The organism is Winogradskyella echinorum, assembly GCF_014297365.1.
Lineage (GTDB): Bacteria > Bacteroidota > Bacteroidia > Flavobacteriales > Flavobacteriaceae > Winogradskyella > Winogradskyella echinorum.
Genome location: NZ_JACOQD010000002.1, coordinates 987,039 through 1,005,288 on the forward strand (window position 1 = coordinate 987,039; position 18,250 = coordinate 1,005,288).

14 protein-coding genes are annotated in these 18,250 nt (G+C 32.7%); 12 read left to right on the forward strand and 2 right to left on the reverse strand.

Annotated features, from left to right (window positions below):
* Positions 1-99 precede the first annotated feature (99 nt).
* Complete coding sequence (locus H8K90_RS11650) at positions 100-1,110, reverse strand: 3-oxoacyl-ACP synthase III family protein (protein WP_186846130.1); 1,011 nt, start codon at positions 1,108-1,110, stop codon at positions 100-102.
* A 183-nt stretch (positions 1,111-1,293) separates the two neighbouring features.
* Between H8K90_RS11650 and H8K90_RS11655 the strand changes: the two genes are divergently transcribed.
* The 12 genes from H8K90_RS11655 (at position 1,294) to H8K90_RS11710 (ending at position 17,525) form a co-directional block, all read left to right on the forward strand.
* Entirely contained in the window at positions 1,294-3,738 is a 2,445-nt protein-coding gene (locus H8K90_RS11655; protein ID WP_186846131.1) for an alpha/beta hydrolase family protein, read from the forward strand.
* A 294-nt stretch (positions 3,739-4,032) separates the two neighbouring features.
* Entirely contained in the window at positions 4,033-5,943 is a 1,911-nt protein-coding gene (gene htpG / locus H8K90_RS11660) for a molecular chaperone HtpG (protein WP_186846132.1), read from the forward strand.
* A gap of 112 nt (positions 5,944-6,055) precedes the next feature.
* The gene (locus tag H8K90_RS11665; protein WP_186846133.1) at positions 6,056-6,790 is read left to right on the forward strand and encodes a Tim44 domain-containing protein; all 735 of its coding nucleotides are present in this window, start codon (positions 6,056-6,058) and stop codon (positions 6,788-6,790) included.
* A 162-nt stretch (positions 6,791-6,952) separates the two neighbouring features.
* Positions 6,953-7,528, forward strand: coding sequence for a Crp/Fnr family transcriptional regulator (locus H8K90_RS11670; protein WP_315970275.1), 576 nt, complete (start codon positions 6,953-6,955; stop codon positions 7,526-7,528).
* Between the two features lie 311 nt (positions 7,529-7,839).
* The gene (locus H8K90_RS11675; RefSeq protein WP_186846134.1) at positions 7,840-8,388 is read left to right on the forward strand and encodes a hypothetical protein; all 549 of its coding nucleotides are present in this window, start codon (positions 7,840-7,842) and stop codon (positions 8,386-8,388) included.
* Between the two features lie 3 nt (positions 8,389-8,391).
* The gene (locus H8K90_RS11680; protein WP_186846135.1) at positions 8,392-9,027 is read left to right on the forward strand and encodes an MOSC domain-containing protein; all 636 of its coding nucleotides are present in this window, start codon (positions 8,392-8,394) and stop codon (positions 9,025-9,027) included.
* Between the two features lie 246 nt (positions 9,028-9,273).
* Positions 9,274-10,335 (forward strand): hypothetical protein, encoded by a 1,062-nt coding sequence (locus tag H8K90_RS11685; protein WP_186846136.1) that lies wholly within the window; start codon positions 9,274-9,276, stop codon positions 10,333-10,335.
* Positions 10,336-10,350: 15 nt separating this feature from the next.
* On the forward strand, positions 10,351-13,800 hold the full coding sequence (locus H8K90_RS11690) for a pyruvate carboxylase (protein WP_186846137.1): 3,450 nt from the start codon (positions 10,351-10,353) through the stop codon (positions 13,798-13,800).
* A gap of 11 nt (positions 13,801-13,811) precedes the next feature.
* Complete coding sequence (locus H8K90_RS11695; protein WP_186846138.1) at positions 13,812-14,603, forward strand: class I SAM-dependent methyltransferase; 792 nt, start codon at positions 13,812-13,814, stop codon at positions 14,601-14,603.
* 43 nt (positions 14,604-14,646) lie between these two features.
* Positions 14,647-15,603, forward strand: a complete 957-nt coding sequence (rlmF, locus tag H8K90_RS11700; RefSeq protein ID WP_186846139.1) for a 23S rRNA (adenine(1618)-N(6))-methyltransferase RlmF — start codon at positions 14,647-14,649, stop codon at positions 15,601-15,603.
* A 7-nt stretch (positions 15,604-15,610) separates the two neighbouring features.
* Positions 15,611-16,159, forward strand: coding sequence for a hypothetical protein (locus H8K90_RS11705; RefSeq protein WP_186846140.1), 549 nt, complete (start codon positions 15,611-15,613; stop codon positions 16,157-16,159).
* Positions 16,160-16,289: 130 nt separating this feature from the next.
* Complete coding sequence (locus H8K90_RS11710) at positions 16,290-17,525, forward strand: DEAD/DEAH box helicase (RefSeq protein ID WP_186846141.1); 1,236 nt, start codon at positions 16,290-16,292, stop codon at positions 17,523-17,525.
* 86 nt (positions 17,526-17,611) lie between these two features.
* On the opposite strand, the gene H8K90_RS11715 is transcribed toward H8K90_RS11710, so the two are convergent.
* Complete coding sequence (locus tag H8K90_RS11715) at positions 17,612-18,250, reverse strand: hypothetical protein (protein WP_186846142.1); 639 nt, start codon at positions 18,248-18,250, stop codon at positions 17,612-17,614.

The following is an 18,250-nucleotide window of genomic DNA, read 5'->3' on the forward strand; positions in this document are numbered from 1 at the left end:
AAAAAGCAATAAATTCAGCTTTATTCAACTATATTAGTACTTTAATCAATTTCAATTATTTACAAATAATTACAAACGTTTATAAACATTTGTATCTAATTACCACTTAATAATACAACTTCCCCAAGTAAAACCACTACCAAAAGCAGCTAATACCACAGTATCACCTTCTTTAATTTTACCTTCTTCCCACGCTTCAGTTAAAGCAATTGGGATGGATGCTGCCGTTGTGTTTCCGTATTTCTGTATATTATTAAAAACTTGGTCGTTATTAAGTTTAAACTTCTTTTGTATAAACTGCGCGATACGTAAATTGGCTTGGTGTGGAATTAACATATCTATATCATCTACTTGTAATTGGTTTTTCATTAAACCTTCCATAATAACTTCACTAAAACGGACCACTGCATTTTTAAATACAAACTGTCCGTTCATATGAGGAAAGTAGCTTTCGTCATTTGGGTCATTATCTTCAATTATATCATTGACCCAACGTTTCCCCATTCCTGGAGCTATTAACACTAATTCTTCGGCGTGCTCACCTTGTGAGTGTAAGTGTGTGGATAAAATCCCTTTAGTAGTATCTTCTTCTCTTGTTAAAACTGCTGCACCTGCTCCATCACCAAAAATTACAGATACACCTCTTCCTCTTGTAGTTTTATCTAAACCGTAAGAATGCAATTCACTACCAATAACAAGGATATTTTTATACATCCCAGTTTTTATAAAATTATCGGCTACAGAAATGGCATATACAAAACCAGAGCACTGGTTACGTACATCTAAAGCACCAACTGTTTTTATATCTAAAGCATGTTGTACTTGCACACCTGGACCAGGAAAATACATATCTGGACTCAACGTAGCAAAGATTATAAAATCAATATCATCTTTATCTATACCTGCACGTTCAATAGCAATTTTAGCAGCCTTTACTCCCATTGTTGCTGTAGTGTCTCCACTACCCTTTTTTACCCATCGACGCTCTTTAATACCTGTACGCTCTTGTATCCATTCGTCATTCGTATCCATCATTTTAGATAAGTCGTCATTAGTAACTACATTATCTGGCACATACTTTCCTAAGCCTATTATTTTTGAATTGTACATAAAAAATTCTTGTTTATATTCTCACGAAAGTGAGACTTAATTTACAATAAATATACAGCAAATTTACCATTTTAATTGTTTAACTCAATTCACAATTTATGAGTTATAATTTTAACATCTCTATCACATTTTAGGGCTTCAATTTTTAGTATCTTCAAGCCACTAATCAATTATCAATAAATCATGAAAACTCTCATTCGTTTATTTGCATTTTTAATGCTCTTTAATAGCTACGCGCAACAAAGCTTAAAATATCAACAACCCTCCGAAGAAATCCTAGAATTAGCAGATGTAGAACTAGCTCCTGGTGTACAGATCGACAGCAAAGGAGAACATATGGTTTTGCTTTATCGCAATCAATACAAATCTATTGCAGAACTGTCTGAAACTGAATTGAGATTAGCAGGACTAAGAATTAATCCGGTAACTAATATAGGCAGCAGAACAAATTACTATACCAACCTCAAAGTAAAAGGCACAAAAGATAAAGATGCTAAACAAGTAACTGGGCTACCAGAAAACCCAAGACTATCTGGCTTTAGATGGTCGCCAGATGAAACCATGATTGCTTGTCTTAATACCACAACAACTGGCGTAGAGGTTTGGTTGTTACATATTGCAGAAGCCAAAGCAACTAAACTCACTGATGCCAATACTAATGCTAACATGGGTAGCACAATCAACTGGTTTAATGACAATAAACATCTTTTAGTTAAAACGTTACCTAGTGACAGAAAGCCTTTAATTAATACGGCAACGGCTGTACCAACAGGACCAACTATTTCTGTGAGTGATGGTGCAAAAGCACAAAACAGAACCTACCAAGATTTATTAAAAACACCAAACGACGAATTAAATTTTGAACAATTAGCTCGTGCAGACATTAAAAAAGTTTCTATTGATGGTAAGGTACAAGATTTCTTAGATGCAGAAATGTATCGTGGTATTAGCTTTTCGCCAGATGGAAAGTATGTCATAGTAACTAAAATTAAACGTCCATTTTCTTATTTAGTAACCTATACAAGATTTCCAAGCGAAAGCATAATATACGATAGCAACGGAAAAAAGATTAGAACAGTTAATGAAGTCCCTTTAGATGAAGTAAGAGCAAAAGGATTTATGTCTACAAGAATGGGAAAACGAAATATGACATGGAGAGGAGATAAACCTGCAACGCTAGTTTGGGCAGAAGCTTTAGATAATGGAGATCCTGCTGTCGAAGCGGAATATAGAGATGCTGTTTACGAAGTAAATGCACCCTTTAATGGCAAACCAAAATTAATACTAAAAACGAAACAACGTTTTTCAGGCATTCAATGGGGAGACGACAATACTGCCGTTGCGTACGATTATTGGTGGAATACCAGAAATACAAAAACGTATATGTTTAATCCTTCTAATGCAAAAGCAAAAGTGATATCAGACCGTAATTACCAAGATGTTTATAGCGATCCAGGTAATTTTATGAGTTCTAAAAATGAGTTTGGTCGTTATACATTAAATATGGATAATGGCAAATTATATTTAATGGGAGATGGTTACAGTAAAGAAGGTCAGTTTCCTTTTATAGACGAGTACAATATAAAAACAGGAAAAACAAAGCGTTTGTATCAATCTGAATATACAGATAAATTAGAGACATTAAATTCTGCTATTGATATGAAGAAAGGGGAAATTCTTATTAGAATTGAGTCTCAGAAAGAATACCCTAACTACTACATTAGAAATATTAAAAAGAAAAACAATTTAACAGCTATTACAGATTTTGAAAATCCTTTTAAAAGCCTAGAAAAAGTTAATAAACGTGTTATTAATTACAAACGTGAGGACGGACTTGGATTAGATGGTACGCTATACTTACCTTTAGATTATAAAGAAGGTGAAAAATACCCAATGATTTTATGGGCTTACCCTCGCGAATACAAAGATAAAGCAAGTGCTTCTCAAAGTACAACCAACCCAAATGAGTTTGTATATCCATATTATGGCTCTCCAATTTACTGGGTTACTAAAGGTTATGTAGTATTAGATGGAGCGGCTTTCCCTATTGTAGGAGAAGGCAGTGAAGAACCTAACGACTCATTTAGAACACAATTAGTAGCTAACGGAAAAGCTGCTATTGATGCTGTTGATAAGCTTGGTTATATAGATAGAAATAAAGTAGCCGTTGGTGGTCATAGTTACGGAGCATTTATGACGGCTAACTTATTATCGCATTCTAACTTATTTGCTGCAGGTATTGCAAGAAGTGGAGCTTATAACAGAACCTTGACACCTTTTGGTTTTCAAAGTGAAGAACGAAGCTATTGGGAAGCTCCAGAAATTTATTATAATATGTCTCCATTTATGCATGCAGATAAAATGAAAACTCCATTACTATTAATACATGGTGTTGCTGATAACAATTCTGGTACGTACCCTTTACAAAGCGAGCGCTATTTTAATGCGCTTAAAGGTTTAGGCGCACCAGTGAGATTGGTAATGTTACCAAAAGAAAGTCATGGCTATAGAGCTAAAGAATCTATTATGCATATGCTTTGGGAGCAAGATCAATGGTTAGAAAAGCACGTGAAAAACAAGGAAGAAAAAGAAGAGAAAATTGAGAATACGGAGGCTATAAAAAATTAGTATATCTCTTCGTAATTATAGAGGCTGTCTGAGAAAATCTCTACTTGTCACGCTGAATTTATTTCAGGGTCGATTAATATATTGAACTTCATTTATTAAAGATTCTGAAACAAGTTCAGAATGACATAAGTTTTTACTTTTCAGACAGCCTATTTTTTTCTGTCATCTTGTCACAATTATACCATTGGTATTTTATTTGAATAACTGTTCATTGTAAACAAAATAATTAATAATTCTGTTTTGAAAGCATTTCGACTACGCTCAATGTGACAGAACGGTAAAAATTTAAATAACATGACAAAAGGAAGTATTAATGTATCGGTAGAGAATATCTTTCCGTTAATTAAAAAATTCTTGTACAGCGACCATGAAATCTTTTTACGTGAGCTGATTAGTAATGGTACAGATGCCACATTAAAACTAAAACACCTTACTAGTATAGGTGAATCTAAATCTGAATACGGAAACCCACAGATTGAAGTGAAAATTGATAAAGAAGGTAAAAAACTTCATATCATTGATCAAGGATTGGGTATGACAGCCGAAGAGGTTGAAAAATACATTAATCAAGTAGCCTTTTCTGGTGCTGAAGAATTCTTAGATAAATACAAAGATTCAGCTGCAGATTCGGGTATCATTGGTCATTTTGGTCTTGGTTTCTACTCTGCCTTTATGGTAGCAGAAAAAGTTGAAATTATTACTAAGTCGCATACAGGAGCTCCTGCTGCACATTGGACTTGTGATGGTTCACCAGAATTTACATTAGTTGAAGCAGATAAAGAGGATAGAGGAACCGAAATCATTCTTCATATCGCTGAAGATTCTACAGAATTTTTAGAAGAAGCTCGTATCCGTGAGCTATTGAATAAGTATAACAAATTTATGCCTATTCCTATTAAATTTGGAACTAAGGAAATAAACGACCCAGATTTTACTCCAAAAACAACAAAAGATAAAGACGGAAAAGAAACTACTGAGCCACATAAGCAAATTACAGTAGATGATATTATCAATAATCCAAACCCGGCTTGGACAAAACAACCTTCAGATTTAAAAGACGAAGATTATAGCAGCTTCTATAAAGAGTTGTACCCAATGCAATTTGAAGAGCCATTATTTAACATTCATCTTAATGTAGATTACCCGTTTAACTTAACAGGAATCTTGTATTTCCCTAAGATGACGAATGATCTTAACATTCAAAAAGATAAAATTCAACTCTATCAAAATCAAGTATTTGTAACTGATAATGTAGAAGGTATTGTACCAGAATTTTTAACGATGCTTCGTGGTGTTATAGATTCTCCAGATATTCCTTTAAATGTATCTCGTAGTTACCTACAAGCAGATGGAGCTGTAAAGAAGATTTCATCTTACATTACACGTAAGGTAGCAGATAAATTAAAATCGTTATTTAATAGTAACCGTGAAGATTTTGAGAAGAAATGGGACGATATTAAAATCGTTATTGAATACGGGATGTTATCTGAAGAAAAATTCTTTGAAAAAGCAGATGCTTTTGCTTTATACCCAACAGTAGATGGTAAATATTACACCTTTGAAGAGTTAACCAATGCTATTAAAGCTAAGCAAACGGATAAGGATGATAAAATGGTGATTCTTTATGCATCTAATAAAGATGAACAACACGCTTACATCCAAACTGCAAAAGAAAAAGGTTACGAGGTCTTATTATTAGACTCGCCAATTGTTTCGCATTTAATTCAGAAATTAGAAACGACTAAAGAAAATATTTCTTTTGCTCGTGTAGATGGTGATCACATCGACAACTTAATTAAGAAAGATGAGACAACAATTTCAAAACTATCTGACGAGGAAAAAACCAAGCTAGACGAGCTTTTAAAAGAAGTAGTACCTTCTGAAAAATTTATGGTTCAATTAGAAGCTATGGATAGTAATGCCTCTCCATTTATAATAACACAACCAGAGTTTATGCGTCGTATGAAAGAGATGCAGCAAACTGGTGGCGGAGGTGGAATGTTTATGGGCAACATGCCAGAGATGTATAACCTTATCGTTAATACAAATTCTGAACTAGTTGGCGAAATTCTAAATACCAAAACTAAAAAGAAACAAGAGCGTTTAATTAATCAAAGTTTAGATTTAGCACGTTTATCTCAAGGTTTACTTAAGGGAGAAGAACTGACGAATTTTATTAAACGTAGTTATGATATGATTAAGTAACTTCAATTTGTCATGCTGAACTTGATTCGGCATCTTACATATTATTAAAAACCACTTTGTTAATTCAAAGTGGTTTTTTTTATTAACTTTATATTACTAAACCGCTATTCTTATGAAACCTCAACACAGAAAAATACTATTAACTATTCTTATTATTGGCTTCCTCTTTTACATAGATCCCGTTTACGCAGGTCCTGGTGGCACTATTGCTAAAGGCTTGTTTAAAACTTGGTGGGGAAAACTCATTTTGTTTGTTTTATTTATTGTGCTATTTCCCCTTATTGTTTATACCTATACTGTTGAATTTTTTGCTGTTAAAAAAACAAAAAAACAGCTTAATCAGATTGGTTTAAAAAATAAAGATTTCTCATGGTTAAATCTCGAAAAAAATGTCTACAATATTTTTACAAGGGTATATGAAGCTTGGGATAAAGAAAACATGAAAGAAGTATCTGGTTATGTAAACCACTGGTATTGGCAGAACCAACAACAAGTTCATTTAGATCGTTGGAAGAGAGAAAACTTAAAGAACATTTGTAAATTAGAAAGGATAAAAAGTATTAAACCAGTCTATGCAGAAATCACTAATGAGGATAATTTTGAAGGTTCTAAAATAGCATTTGTTATTTCAGCAAATATCAAAGACTATCTTATTGATCGTGATACATATAAAATTGTAGAAGGCAAAAATGAGTATGGTGATGAAGAGCATATATGGATCATGGAATACACAGAAGGAAAATGGTTACTCGATGATATTAGAGAAGGTAATTTTAGCCTAGCTTTTGCAAAAATGAAAAATGTAGTACCAGAAATAAGCATTAATGGTAGTTTAACTACCAAATAAAAAGTCTTTAAACTGTTTAATAAAACCGCTTTATTTATTTAAAGTGGTTTTTTCTTATATAAAAAAGCCAATTAACTAGTATTAATCTATAGCATCGAATTTAACACTGTTACTCAAAAGGTTATTCTTACTTTTACATAAAACATATCTAATTCATTTTAAGTGAGTTCCGATAACTTTAAAGCTCAAGACATATTTAAGGACTTAACTTTTTCAAAAGAAGAAATTAATTTAATTAATTCCGTTTTTCAGAAAGTTGAGGTAAAAAAAGGAGATCTTCTACTTAAAATTGGTGATACAACTGCCTCAAAATATTATATTTTAGAAGGTTGCCTAAGAAGCTATCACATAAACTCACAAGGAAAAGAATTTACAATTCAATTTGGTATTAAAGATTGGTGGATGACGGATTTTTCAACTTTTCTCTATTCAGAGAAAGCCATTATGTCCATAGAAGCAATTCAAGATTCAATACTTTATAAAATATCTAAAAACGAGGAAGATTATCTCTACAACAAAATTCCAAAGATTGATCGCTTTTTTAGAATTAAGCTCGAAAAGGCGCACACATCATTCCAAAAAAGAATTCTCGCTAATCTCTCTCAATCTGCTAAAGAACGTTACATCAATTTTATGGAAACCTATCCTAATATTGAAAAGAGCATTAAGAATTACCATATAGCATCCTATTTAGGAATCACCACTGAAAGTTTAAGTAGAATAAGAAAAGAATTGTAAAACCTTTTCATTTATTAACATACATCAATTTTTAGTATAGAGAATAGTTCTAATTTTGTGCCTTAAACAAAATGGATTAAATTCTTTAACCCTAAGTATTAATAGCCCAAAAGCACAAGTAAATTTACTTGTGCTTTTTTTATAACTTTAGATTCTAAATTTCATTGAGATGAAAAAGTTAAACCATAGAATAAATTTCAATAAAAAATCTGCATTAGCAAGTATCATCTTACCTAATTTAGCAACTCAATTTATAAGTTGTAATTCTTATACAACTACGTAAAAAATAAAAAGCTAATTAGATATACAGTATGGAACTTATCAAAATTCTTTTTTTCGTCATAGGCTCATTTTTTGGAGTTGAACAAAGTCAAATATTCTCAGAAAAAACAACTGTAACAATTAACCCTACAGAAAAAACGATTATTGTTTTTAATGAAAACATACTTTCGCTAATTAAAACTAAAGAAGATAGCTTAAAAGTTAACAATGAATTAAAAGCTATCTCTCAATCTAAACAGAAATGGAGTAAAGAATTTAAAAATTATAGCAAAAAAGAACAAATTTTTTCTATATCTAATGATGGTGAAACACTTAACTCAAAAATTAGTTTAACGTACAACAACCATGCAGATTTAAAGGCTTTTGGAATAGACATTAATAAAAAAGGGCAATTTTCTATGATGAATTTTCCAAAACATCATATTAAATCAGCCGATGGTACATTAGGCGAACGCTACTGGAATTTTGACACCACTAAAACTTTTACTTTTACACTAGAAGCTTTAACCGATATTCCAGAAGAATTTAAAGTTCATATAAAAAGTTTATTACCTTATTGGAAAAATATGAAGCAATAAACCATGAAAGTTATTTCTACCAACATAGCACAACCCACAACTTTTATTTGGCAAGGCAAAAATGTGACCACTGGTATTTATAAAAAACCAACGGACGTTCCTATTTTTTTGGGTAAAGAAGAAGTAAGAGGTGATGAAGTATCAGACAGACGCGTGCATGGTGGTGTTTTTAAAGCGTGTTACTTATTTTCTGCCAACCACTACCCTTTTTGGCGCAATTTATATCCTAATCTCAATTGGACCTATGGCATGCTTGGCGAAAACCTAACTGTTGAAGATTTAGATGAAAAACAACTTATAATTGGCAGTATTTATCAATTAGGTAAAGCCAAAGTACAAATTACTATTCCAAGGGAACCATGTTTTAAGTTCGCACACAAATTCGGAACAGAAGCTGTTTTGCAACAATTTATTGATCATGGTTATTCCGGATCCTATGTTAGCGTCCTAGAACAAGGTGAAGTAAAAAATGGTGATACTTTTAAATTAATAACACAAGCCAAAGACAGTATATCCATCCACCAGCTTTTCGAATTATTGTTTGCAGAAAATAAAAACAAAGACCACATTAGCTTAATGCTAGAAAATGAATCCATTCCACAACGATTAAAAAAACGTTTAAAATTTTTTTTAAGGTGATTTAATCTTTGGTATCATTAATTATGTCGGTCTTTTTTGAAAAACACTCCAGATTATAACCCATATTCAGCCATACATCTATAATTTAAACACCTAAAACACAGTTATTTAATAAATTGTGCAATTTACAATTCACCACTATCTGACTGTTTTACAGATTAGTAAAAGGTAAAAATTAAAAAATTCCTATGCGCGCATAGGAATTTTGATAATTAAAATTTACCTTATAGCCTCTAAATAAATGTTATGAGTGAAAAGCTGATATCTCAAAAAAAACCGGCATATCCAATAAGTAATTGTCTATCAGATTATCTTAGCGAACAGGGTAGAAACATAAAAATCCCCATTTTTTATGATGATTTATTACGCTTTCAAGGAGCTATAGAAATTTTTGATAATGAGGGAAAAGACACATTATGGATTAGTTGTTATTATGCTGAATACGAACGTGATGAGATTGAGCATAGTTTAAAGCAAATGTATTCCATCTTACACTCAGATGGTAGCGACAATATTATTCCTTATTTAAATATAGATAGTATAGACTTTTGCACCTTTGGTAATACAAAACCTTTCCGTGTTAAAGTTAGAAACATTCTCAACGACAACTATATTTTCCTTTATATAAAAAAAGCAGATGCCTCTAGAATCTATGGTTTAGAATTAGAACATATATTGTCACCAAATCATATCAACTTTTTAGTACATAAAGACACCCTAATTGAAGAACATATTTCTGGAATTCCGGGAGATACTTTTATAAATAACAATTTAGATTCACTTTCCGAACAAGATAAACGAGCACTAGCCAAAGAATTTGTAAAGTTTAACGAGCGCTGTTTTGTGAGGCTTTTAGCAGATATGCGATCTTATAATTATGTTATTGTAATTACACAAGATTTTGATAGAGTTCAATACCGTATACGTGCTATAGATTTCGACCAACAATGTTATGAAGGTAACCCTAAAGTCTATAAACCACAGTTTTTAAAAGAGAATAACGCATATGTACAAATGACGATGAACGTACTGGCCAAAGAATCTATAGAACAATACGAAAAAGAAGAACGATCGCTCTTAGCTAAACGCGCAAGCAGTGAGCGCGAGCGCTTAGATGACCTTGTAAAATGTATGAAAGCAGACACTATTTCTACACCAGCTAAAATAAACGAACTTAGAGCTGCCTTGTTTAAACTGACTAAGGACGTCAACTTTAAAAAATCTAAAAACATGGGAGAACTCCTTAGTACTGGTTTAGATTTTATAACCAGAAATTATATTAACGAAAATCCATATATCATCAAATAGTATAACCATCATACCATGAAAATCAAAAAAATATTAGTTGCTAATAGAAGTGAAATTGCCATAAGAGTATTAAGGGCTTGTGCCGAAATTAATATCGCAACTGTAGCTATTTACACTTACGAAGATCGTTACTCGCAGCATCGTTATAAAGCTGATGAATCTTACCAAATTGGTGAAAATAATGATCCTTTAAAACCGTATTTAGATATTGATGAAATTGTGGCTTTAGCAAAATCTAAAAATGTGGATGCTATACATCCTGGTTATGGTTTTTTATCTGAAAACTCAGAGTTTGCGAGGCGATGTGCTGAAAACGACATCATTTTTATTGGTCCAGATCCAGAGGTCATGGATGCCTTAGGTGATAAGATTACCGCAAAGAAAATTGCTGTTAAATGTAATGTACCAATTATAGAGAGTAATAAAGGAGATTTAAACTCACTAGATACTGCTATTTCAGAAGCCAACAGAATTGGGTATCCTGTAATGCTAAAAGCGGCCTCAGGTGGTGGAGGTCGTGGTATGCGAGTTATTATAAATGACGAAGAATTAGAAGCCAACTTTAGCTCGGCTAGTAATGAAGCCCTTAATGCATTCGGTGATGGTACTATGTTTTTAGAAAAATATGTTGAAAACCCTAAGCATATAGAAGTGCAAATCGTGGCAGATAGACATGGTAATATTCGTCATTTATTTGAGCGCGATTGTTCCGTACAACGACGTCATCAAAAAGTAGTTGAAGTTGCTCCGTCCTATAATGTATCGCAAAAGGTAAAAGATGCACTATACAGATATGCTGTAGATATTACTTCTGAAGTTAATTATAACAACATCGGCACTGTTGAATTTTTGGTAGACAACAATGATAACATTTATTTTATTGAAGTCAACCCAAGAATCCAAGTAGAACATACAGTTACTGAGATGGTGACAGGAATTGACTTGGTAAAATCACAGATTTTTATTGCTGGAGGCTATAAATTATCGGATAAACAAATTAAAATATACGATCAAGACAGTTTAGCTACGTATGGTTTTGCCTTACAGTGCAGATTAACCACTGAAGATCCCGAAAATAATTTTACACCAGATTATGGAGATATAACTACTTATCGTAGTGCTTCAGGTATGGGAATTCGGCTCGATGCTGGTAGCATTTATCAAAGCTACAGTGTTAGTCCATTTTTTGATTCTATGTTAGTAAAAGTTTCGGCACACGGCAGAACACTAGATGGAGCCATAAGAAAAATGTCGCGTGCACTGAAGGAGTTTAGAATTAGGGGCGTAAAAACCAATATTCATTTTTTACAAAATGTTATTCTACATCAAACCTTTAGAGAGGGAAAAGTGAACGTGAATTTTATTCAGAATACTCCAGAATTATTCGATATTCGCTTACCACAAGATAGAACATCTAAGGCCATAAATTTCTTGGCAGAAGTGATTGTTAATGGTAATTCTGACGTTAAATTTATAGACGAGAATAAAGTATTTAGAGATCCAAAGGTTCCTAAATTTAATAGTAAGGAACCTTTTCCTAAAGGCACAAAAGATTTACTAACTGAGCTAGGAGCAGAACAATTTTGTAAATGGTTAAAGGACGAAAAGAAAATCCATTACACAGATACCACCATGCGAGATGCGCATCAATCTTTGTTGGCCACACGCATGCGAAGCTATGATATGCTGAAAGTTGCAGAAAGTTTTGCTAAAAATCATCCCAACACTTTTAGTATGGAAGTTTGGGGTGGCGCCACTTTTGATGTTTGTCTTCGTTTTTTACACGAAAGTCCATGGACACGCTTAAGACAATTAAGAGAAGCGGTTCCAAATATTTTGTTTCAAATGCTACTTCGCGGTTCTAACGGAGTTGGTTACAAAGCTTATCCTGATAATTTAATTGAAAAATTTGTAGAAAAATCTTGGGAAAACGGAGTAGATATATTTAGAATATTCGATTCGTTAAATTGGGTAAAAGCCATGGAACCAAGCATTAATTACGTCCGAAAAACCGGAGGTATTGCAGAAGCGGCATTAAGTTATACAGGTGATATTTTAGATACAACCCAAACTAAATACAACCTAAAGTATTATACGCAACTCGCTAAGGATTTAGAAAATGCAGGTGCACATATGATTGCTATAAAAGATATGGCAGGCTTATTAAAACCTTATGCTGCCACAGAACTTGTAGGTGCTTTAAAAGATACTGTAAATTTACCGATTCATTTGCATACACACGATACTTCATCTTTACAAACCGCAACCTATTTAAAAGCTATTGAAGCTGGTGTAGATGTGGTAGATGTTGCGCTAGGTGGTTTATCTGGTTTAACTTCACAACCCAACTTTAATGCAGCTGTAGAAATGATGAGACATCATGAACGAGCACATGATTTTAACATGGAAAAGCTAAATCAATTTTCAAACTTCTGGGAAGATACACGAGAGTTATACTACCCTTTTGAATCTGGATTAAAAGCTGGTACAGCAGAAGTATTTCAGCATGAAATTCCTGGTGGACAATATTCTAACTTAAGACCTCAAGCAGAAGCTTTAGGTTTAGGAGACCGTTTCGATGATGTTAAAAACATGTATGCCCAAGTCAATAAAATGTTTGGGAATTTAGTAAAAGTAACACCGAGTTCTAAAGTTGTTGGTGATATGGCCATTTTTATGGTAACCAACAATTTAACTCCTGAAGATGTTATGACTCGTGGTGAGGAAATATCCTTTCCAGAATCGGTAATTAATTTCTTTAAAGGAGATTTAGGCCAACCGACTGGTGGATTTCCAAAAGAACTTCAAAAAATAATATTAAAAAATAAAACTCCTTATACAGACCGACCTAACGCGCATTTAAAACCTATAGATTTCACTAAAGAATACGCAGCTTTTAAAAAGAAATTTCAGGTTGGTTTTACTAGAGCTATTGAAATTGAAGACTTTTTATCTTACACCTTATATCCAAAAGTTTTTGAAGCTGCACATCAAAACTATAAGAATTACGGAAATGTAGCCTTAATACCAACAAAGAACTTTTTCTATGGTATGAAACTACGTGAAGAAACTTTAATAGAACTAGAGCCTGGCAAAACTGTTATTGTAAAGCTATTATCTGTTGGTATACCAAATGATGAAGGGAAACGGATAGTCTTTTTTAAAGTCAATGGAGAGAACAGATATGTTGAAGTTTTAGACACATCGCTAAACATTAAAAAACAAGAAAATGTAAAAATTGATGTTGAAGACAGCAACCAAATTGGAGCTCCTTTGCAAGGTTCACTTTATAAAGTATTGGCTAAAAAGGGAGCTACTGTAAAAGAAAATGATCCTTTATTTATTATTGAAGCCATGAAAATGGAAACTACTGTTACAGCACATAAAGCCGGAAAAATTAAATCTATAGCATTAGATGAAGGTAGTATGGTAAAACAAGACGATTTAGTTGTTACCTTTGAGTAAGAAATAGAAATATGTCAACCAAATACAATAAAATAGGAATCAATTACAATCAAACACGTAAAGCTGATTCCTATTTAACTGAGCAGTTATTAAAACATCTCAACCCAAATAAAAAGGGTTTATATTTAGATATTGGCTGTGGTACTGGTAATTACACTTCAGAGTTACAGAACAGAGGCTTTAAATTTATTGGCATTGACCCTTCTATAGAAATGCTTCAAAAAGCACAAGCTAAAAACCAAAATATTGAATGGAAAATTGGCAGTGCTGAAAAAACAGATTTACCTCAACAAAGTATCGATGGTATTATGGGTACATTAACTATTCATCATTGGTCTAATTTGGCTAGAGCATTTTCAGAATTGGCCTATATTTTAAAACCTGAAGGAAAAATAGTCCTCTTCACCTCTACTCCAAAACAGATGAAAGGGTATTGGCTTAATCATTATTTCCCGAAGATGATAGAGGATTCTATTGTGCAAATGCCATCACTTAAAACTATAGAAGAAGCCATGGATAATGCCAGACTTAAAATTACTTCAACAGAAAATTATAATATAAAACCAGATTTAAAAGATCAGTTTTTATACTGTGGCAAACAAAACCCAGAATTATATTTTGACGAAAGCATAAGACATGGCATCTCATCTTTTAGTGCTTTAGCAAATCTTGAAGAAGTAGAAAGAGGATTGAATCAATTAAGATTAGACATAGATTCAGGAGAAATTAATTCGGTGATAAAATCTTATGAAAACAATCTTGGCGATTACTTATATATTATTGCTGAGAAAACAGAAGCTTAAACCTGTAAGTTTATCTTACCTTTGCTCATCAAATATTTGACCTTTGCAAAAGAAAAAAGAACACCCAAAAGTAAAATCTCAACTTCATCCTAGAAGCCAACATAGAGAACGCTATAATTTTGATGCTCTTATTAAAAGTTCACCAGAATTAGCCGCTTATGTTGCTCCAAACAAATATGGTGACGAATCTGTCGATTTCTTTAACCCAAAAGCAGTATTAGCTTTAAACAAAGCACTTTTGAAGCATCATTATGGTATTGAGTTTTGGGAAATACCAGAGCATTATTTATGTCCGCCAATTCCAGGTCGTGCAGATTATATTCACAATATTGCTGATTTATTAAAAGGCAATGGTTCTAAAATCCCAAAAGGAAACCACATCAAAGGTTTAGACATTGGTGTTGGAGCCAGTTGTATTTACCCCATAATTGGTAATTCTGAATATGGTTGGTCATTTATTGGAAGTGACACCAACGAAACTGCAATCACTTCAGCTAAAGCTATAGAGCAAGGTAATTCAAATTTAAAATCTAATCTAGAAATTAGACGACAAGAACAATCTAATGCATTTTTTAAAGGTATTCTTAAACCGGAAGAAAATGTCGACTTTACGATGTGCAACCCACCATTTCATGCGTCCCTTCATGAGGCGCAAAAAGCAAGTCATAAAAAAATAAAGAATCTTAGAGGAAGGGGTCAAAACAAAACCATATTAAATTTTGGTGGACAGCAAAACGAATTGTGGACTAAAGGTGGTGAAGCCCGATTTGTAAAAGACATGATTTACGAAAGTCGAAATTTCGGTAAACAATGCCTTTGGTTTACAAGCTTAATCTCAAAGCAAGTAACTTTAAAACCAACCTATAAAATTTTAGAAAAAGTGAATGCTACTGACGTAAAAACCATTGAAATGGGACAGGGTCAGAAAGTAAGCCGATTTATAGCTTGGACATTTTTATCAGAAAAAGAACAAACCGAATGGATTAATAAGCGCTTCTAACTTTATTGTGAAACTTTCATTATCAGATAGAATTAAATTTAGCATTACTGCTATTAAAAAACATGGCTTATTGATACCAATGGGTTTGGTATTTTTAGGTATTGGATGCTTTTTAATAATCCTAGGCATAAAATACGACAACAATATTCCGTTACTCGTTACAGGTAGTTTTGTCACCTTATTTATGGGTTTCTTTTTAGGATACACTATGCCTTCTAGCCTTCTCTATTATTATGAAAAGGCTGTTATTAAAAAATACGGAAGCTATACAAATGCAATAATTACAAAAAAATATATTGAAGATCAATCTTATGAAGAATGTGTAGATAACAGAGTTGATAAGATTGAATTATTTGTTTATACCATAGATTACAAATTTAATTACCATAAAGACTTCACTAATAGTTTTATAGTAGAACACAAGGCTTGTTTTGATAAGTTAGAAATAGGATCTACAATTCCTATTAAGTTTTTAAAACATAAACCTCAACAATCCGAACCAAGACGGCAAAAATTATGCAATGATTTAGATTTGAAAAGAAATCAATGTAATTAAATAGCTCTAAAACATTTGTTATACCTTTGTCTCATTGTTGACATTCCTACAAGACCAGGAATCCACTTTCTTATTATTAGCCTCTAGATTCCTGCTTTCGTAGGAATGACAAAAGTTATAAACTAAATATATGTCATTTAAAGACTTAAAACTCATAAAACCGCTACAAAAAGCTATTGAAGCTTCTGGTTATGTTGAACCTACGTTGGTACAACAACGTGCTATTCCTTTAATTTTAGACGGAAAAGATGTCATTGTATCTGCCCAAACAGGTACTGGTAAAACAGCCGCATTTGCTTTACCAATTTTACAGCAATTGTTCGATAAGCAAGATGCACCTAAACGTGGCAAAAAAATTAGAGCTTTAATTATAAGTCCAACCAGAGAATTGGCCGTGCAGATTCAACAAAATTTTAAGACCTATGCCCAGTTTTCTAATTTAAGATCTCTAGTTGTTTTTGGAGGTACTTCCATAGAACCACAAATTGATGTGCTTAAAAAAGGGGTTGATATACTAGTTGCAACTCCTGGTCGTCTACTCGATTTGCACAAACAAGATTATGTAAATCTCGATTATATTGAAACATTTGTATTAGACGAAGCGGACTTAATGTTGGCTATGGGCTTTATTGATGATGTAAAAAAGATTGAACGCCTTTGTCCTGAAGATAAACAAACTCTTTTATTCTCGGCAACCATTCCTTATAAGATAGAGCAATTAGCTAATGGTATTCTTAAAAACCCTGAACGTATAGATGTCACTCCAACAAAATCTGTAGCACAAGATGTTAGTCAGGTGTTGTATTATGTACCAAAACGCAACAAAATTGAATTGTGTTTACACCTAATGCGAAACACCATAAAAGGCAATGTTCTTATTTTTCGACGCACAAAATTTGGTGTAAATAAACTAGAACAAACCTTACTTAAAAACGGCTATACTGTAGATAGTATTCATGGTGATAAAGCGCAAAGTGAAAGACAAACCGCCTTAAACAAGTTTAAAAATGGTTATGTAAAAGTCTTAATTGCAACTGATGTAGCTGCACGTGGTATTGATATTAACGAACTTGATAACGTACTTAATTTTGATATGCCAAATGTACCAGAAACATACGTACATAGGATTGGTAGAACTGGTCGTGCCGGAAATATTGGTAAAGCATATGCTATGTGTTCTGCGGACGAAAAAAGTTATGTGAAAACTATTGAACAAAGTATTAATGTTCAAATCCCAGTAGAGACTGAACATCCTTACCCTTTAGATCCAAAAGCCAAACCTATTGTGCATAAAAAGAAAGGCAGTAAGTATAAAAAAGGTCGTAAAAGTGAAGCTTCTAAGAAAAAGAAGAAGCGTTGGTACTAATTTAGATAATTAGATTGTTAGAACTTTAGATTATTGGATTAAAAAAGCCAAAAGCGGATGCTAATGGCTAATGGCTAATGGCTAAATTACTCAAACGTCATTTCAAAAAGTAAGTAGTGTTTAATACCAAATTTCTCTCCCCATTTTTCTATATCGTCACCAGAAGTACCAACTTCGCACCAAGATTTAGATCCATCTGCTCTTTCGTATGGTAAAATATAAGCTAGTAGATAAAAAGCTTTATTGTAGCCTATATCTAAATTACTTTCGTCAACAAGATTTCTAAGACTGTAATCATCTGATTTTATGGCATCATACTTTTTAGTAACACTAAATCTTGAGAATTTAAAGGTCATTTTTAATTGATTATCGTTCGTCAATTTTGACATCACTTTCATATTTAAAACTGAATCTTTTAACGTTTCAAATTCTTTTACACCGAGATTTTTACTATCTAAAACCACTGTTTCAGTTTTAATATTCCCATCCCAAATTTCCTTTACGGTTAGTTTATAACTCTTACCTTTTAATTCTTCATCTGAAAATTTTATTTTCTGATAATCAATCCCTTCAAAACTAAGAATGTCGTGTATTTCAGAATTATCCGAAGAATACTCAGTTTCCATTTTTAAACCAGTTGGGTTATTAAAATCAACCTCTTTTTGTTGTGCTTGTAACACTCCGAAGCAAGTTAATGCTACGGCTAAAATTTTTAGTTTTTTCAT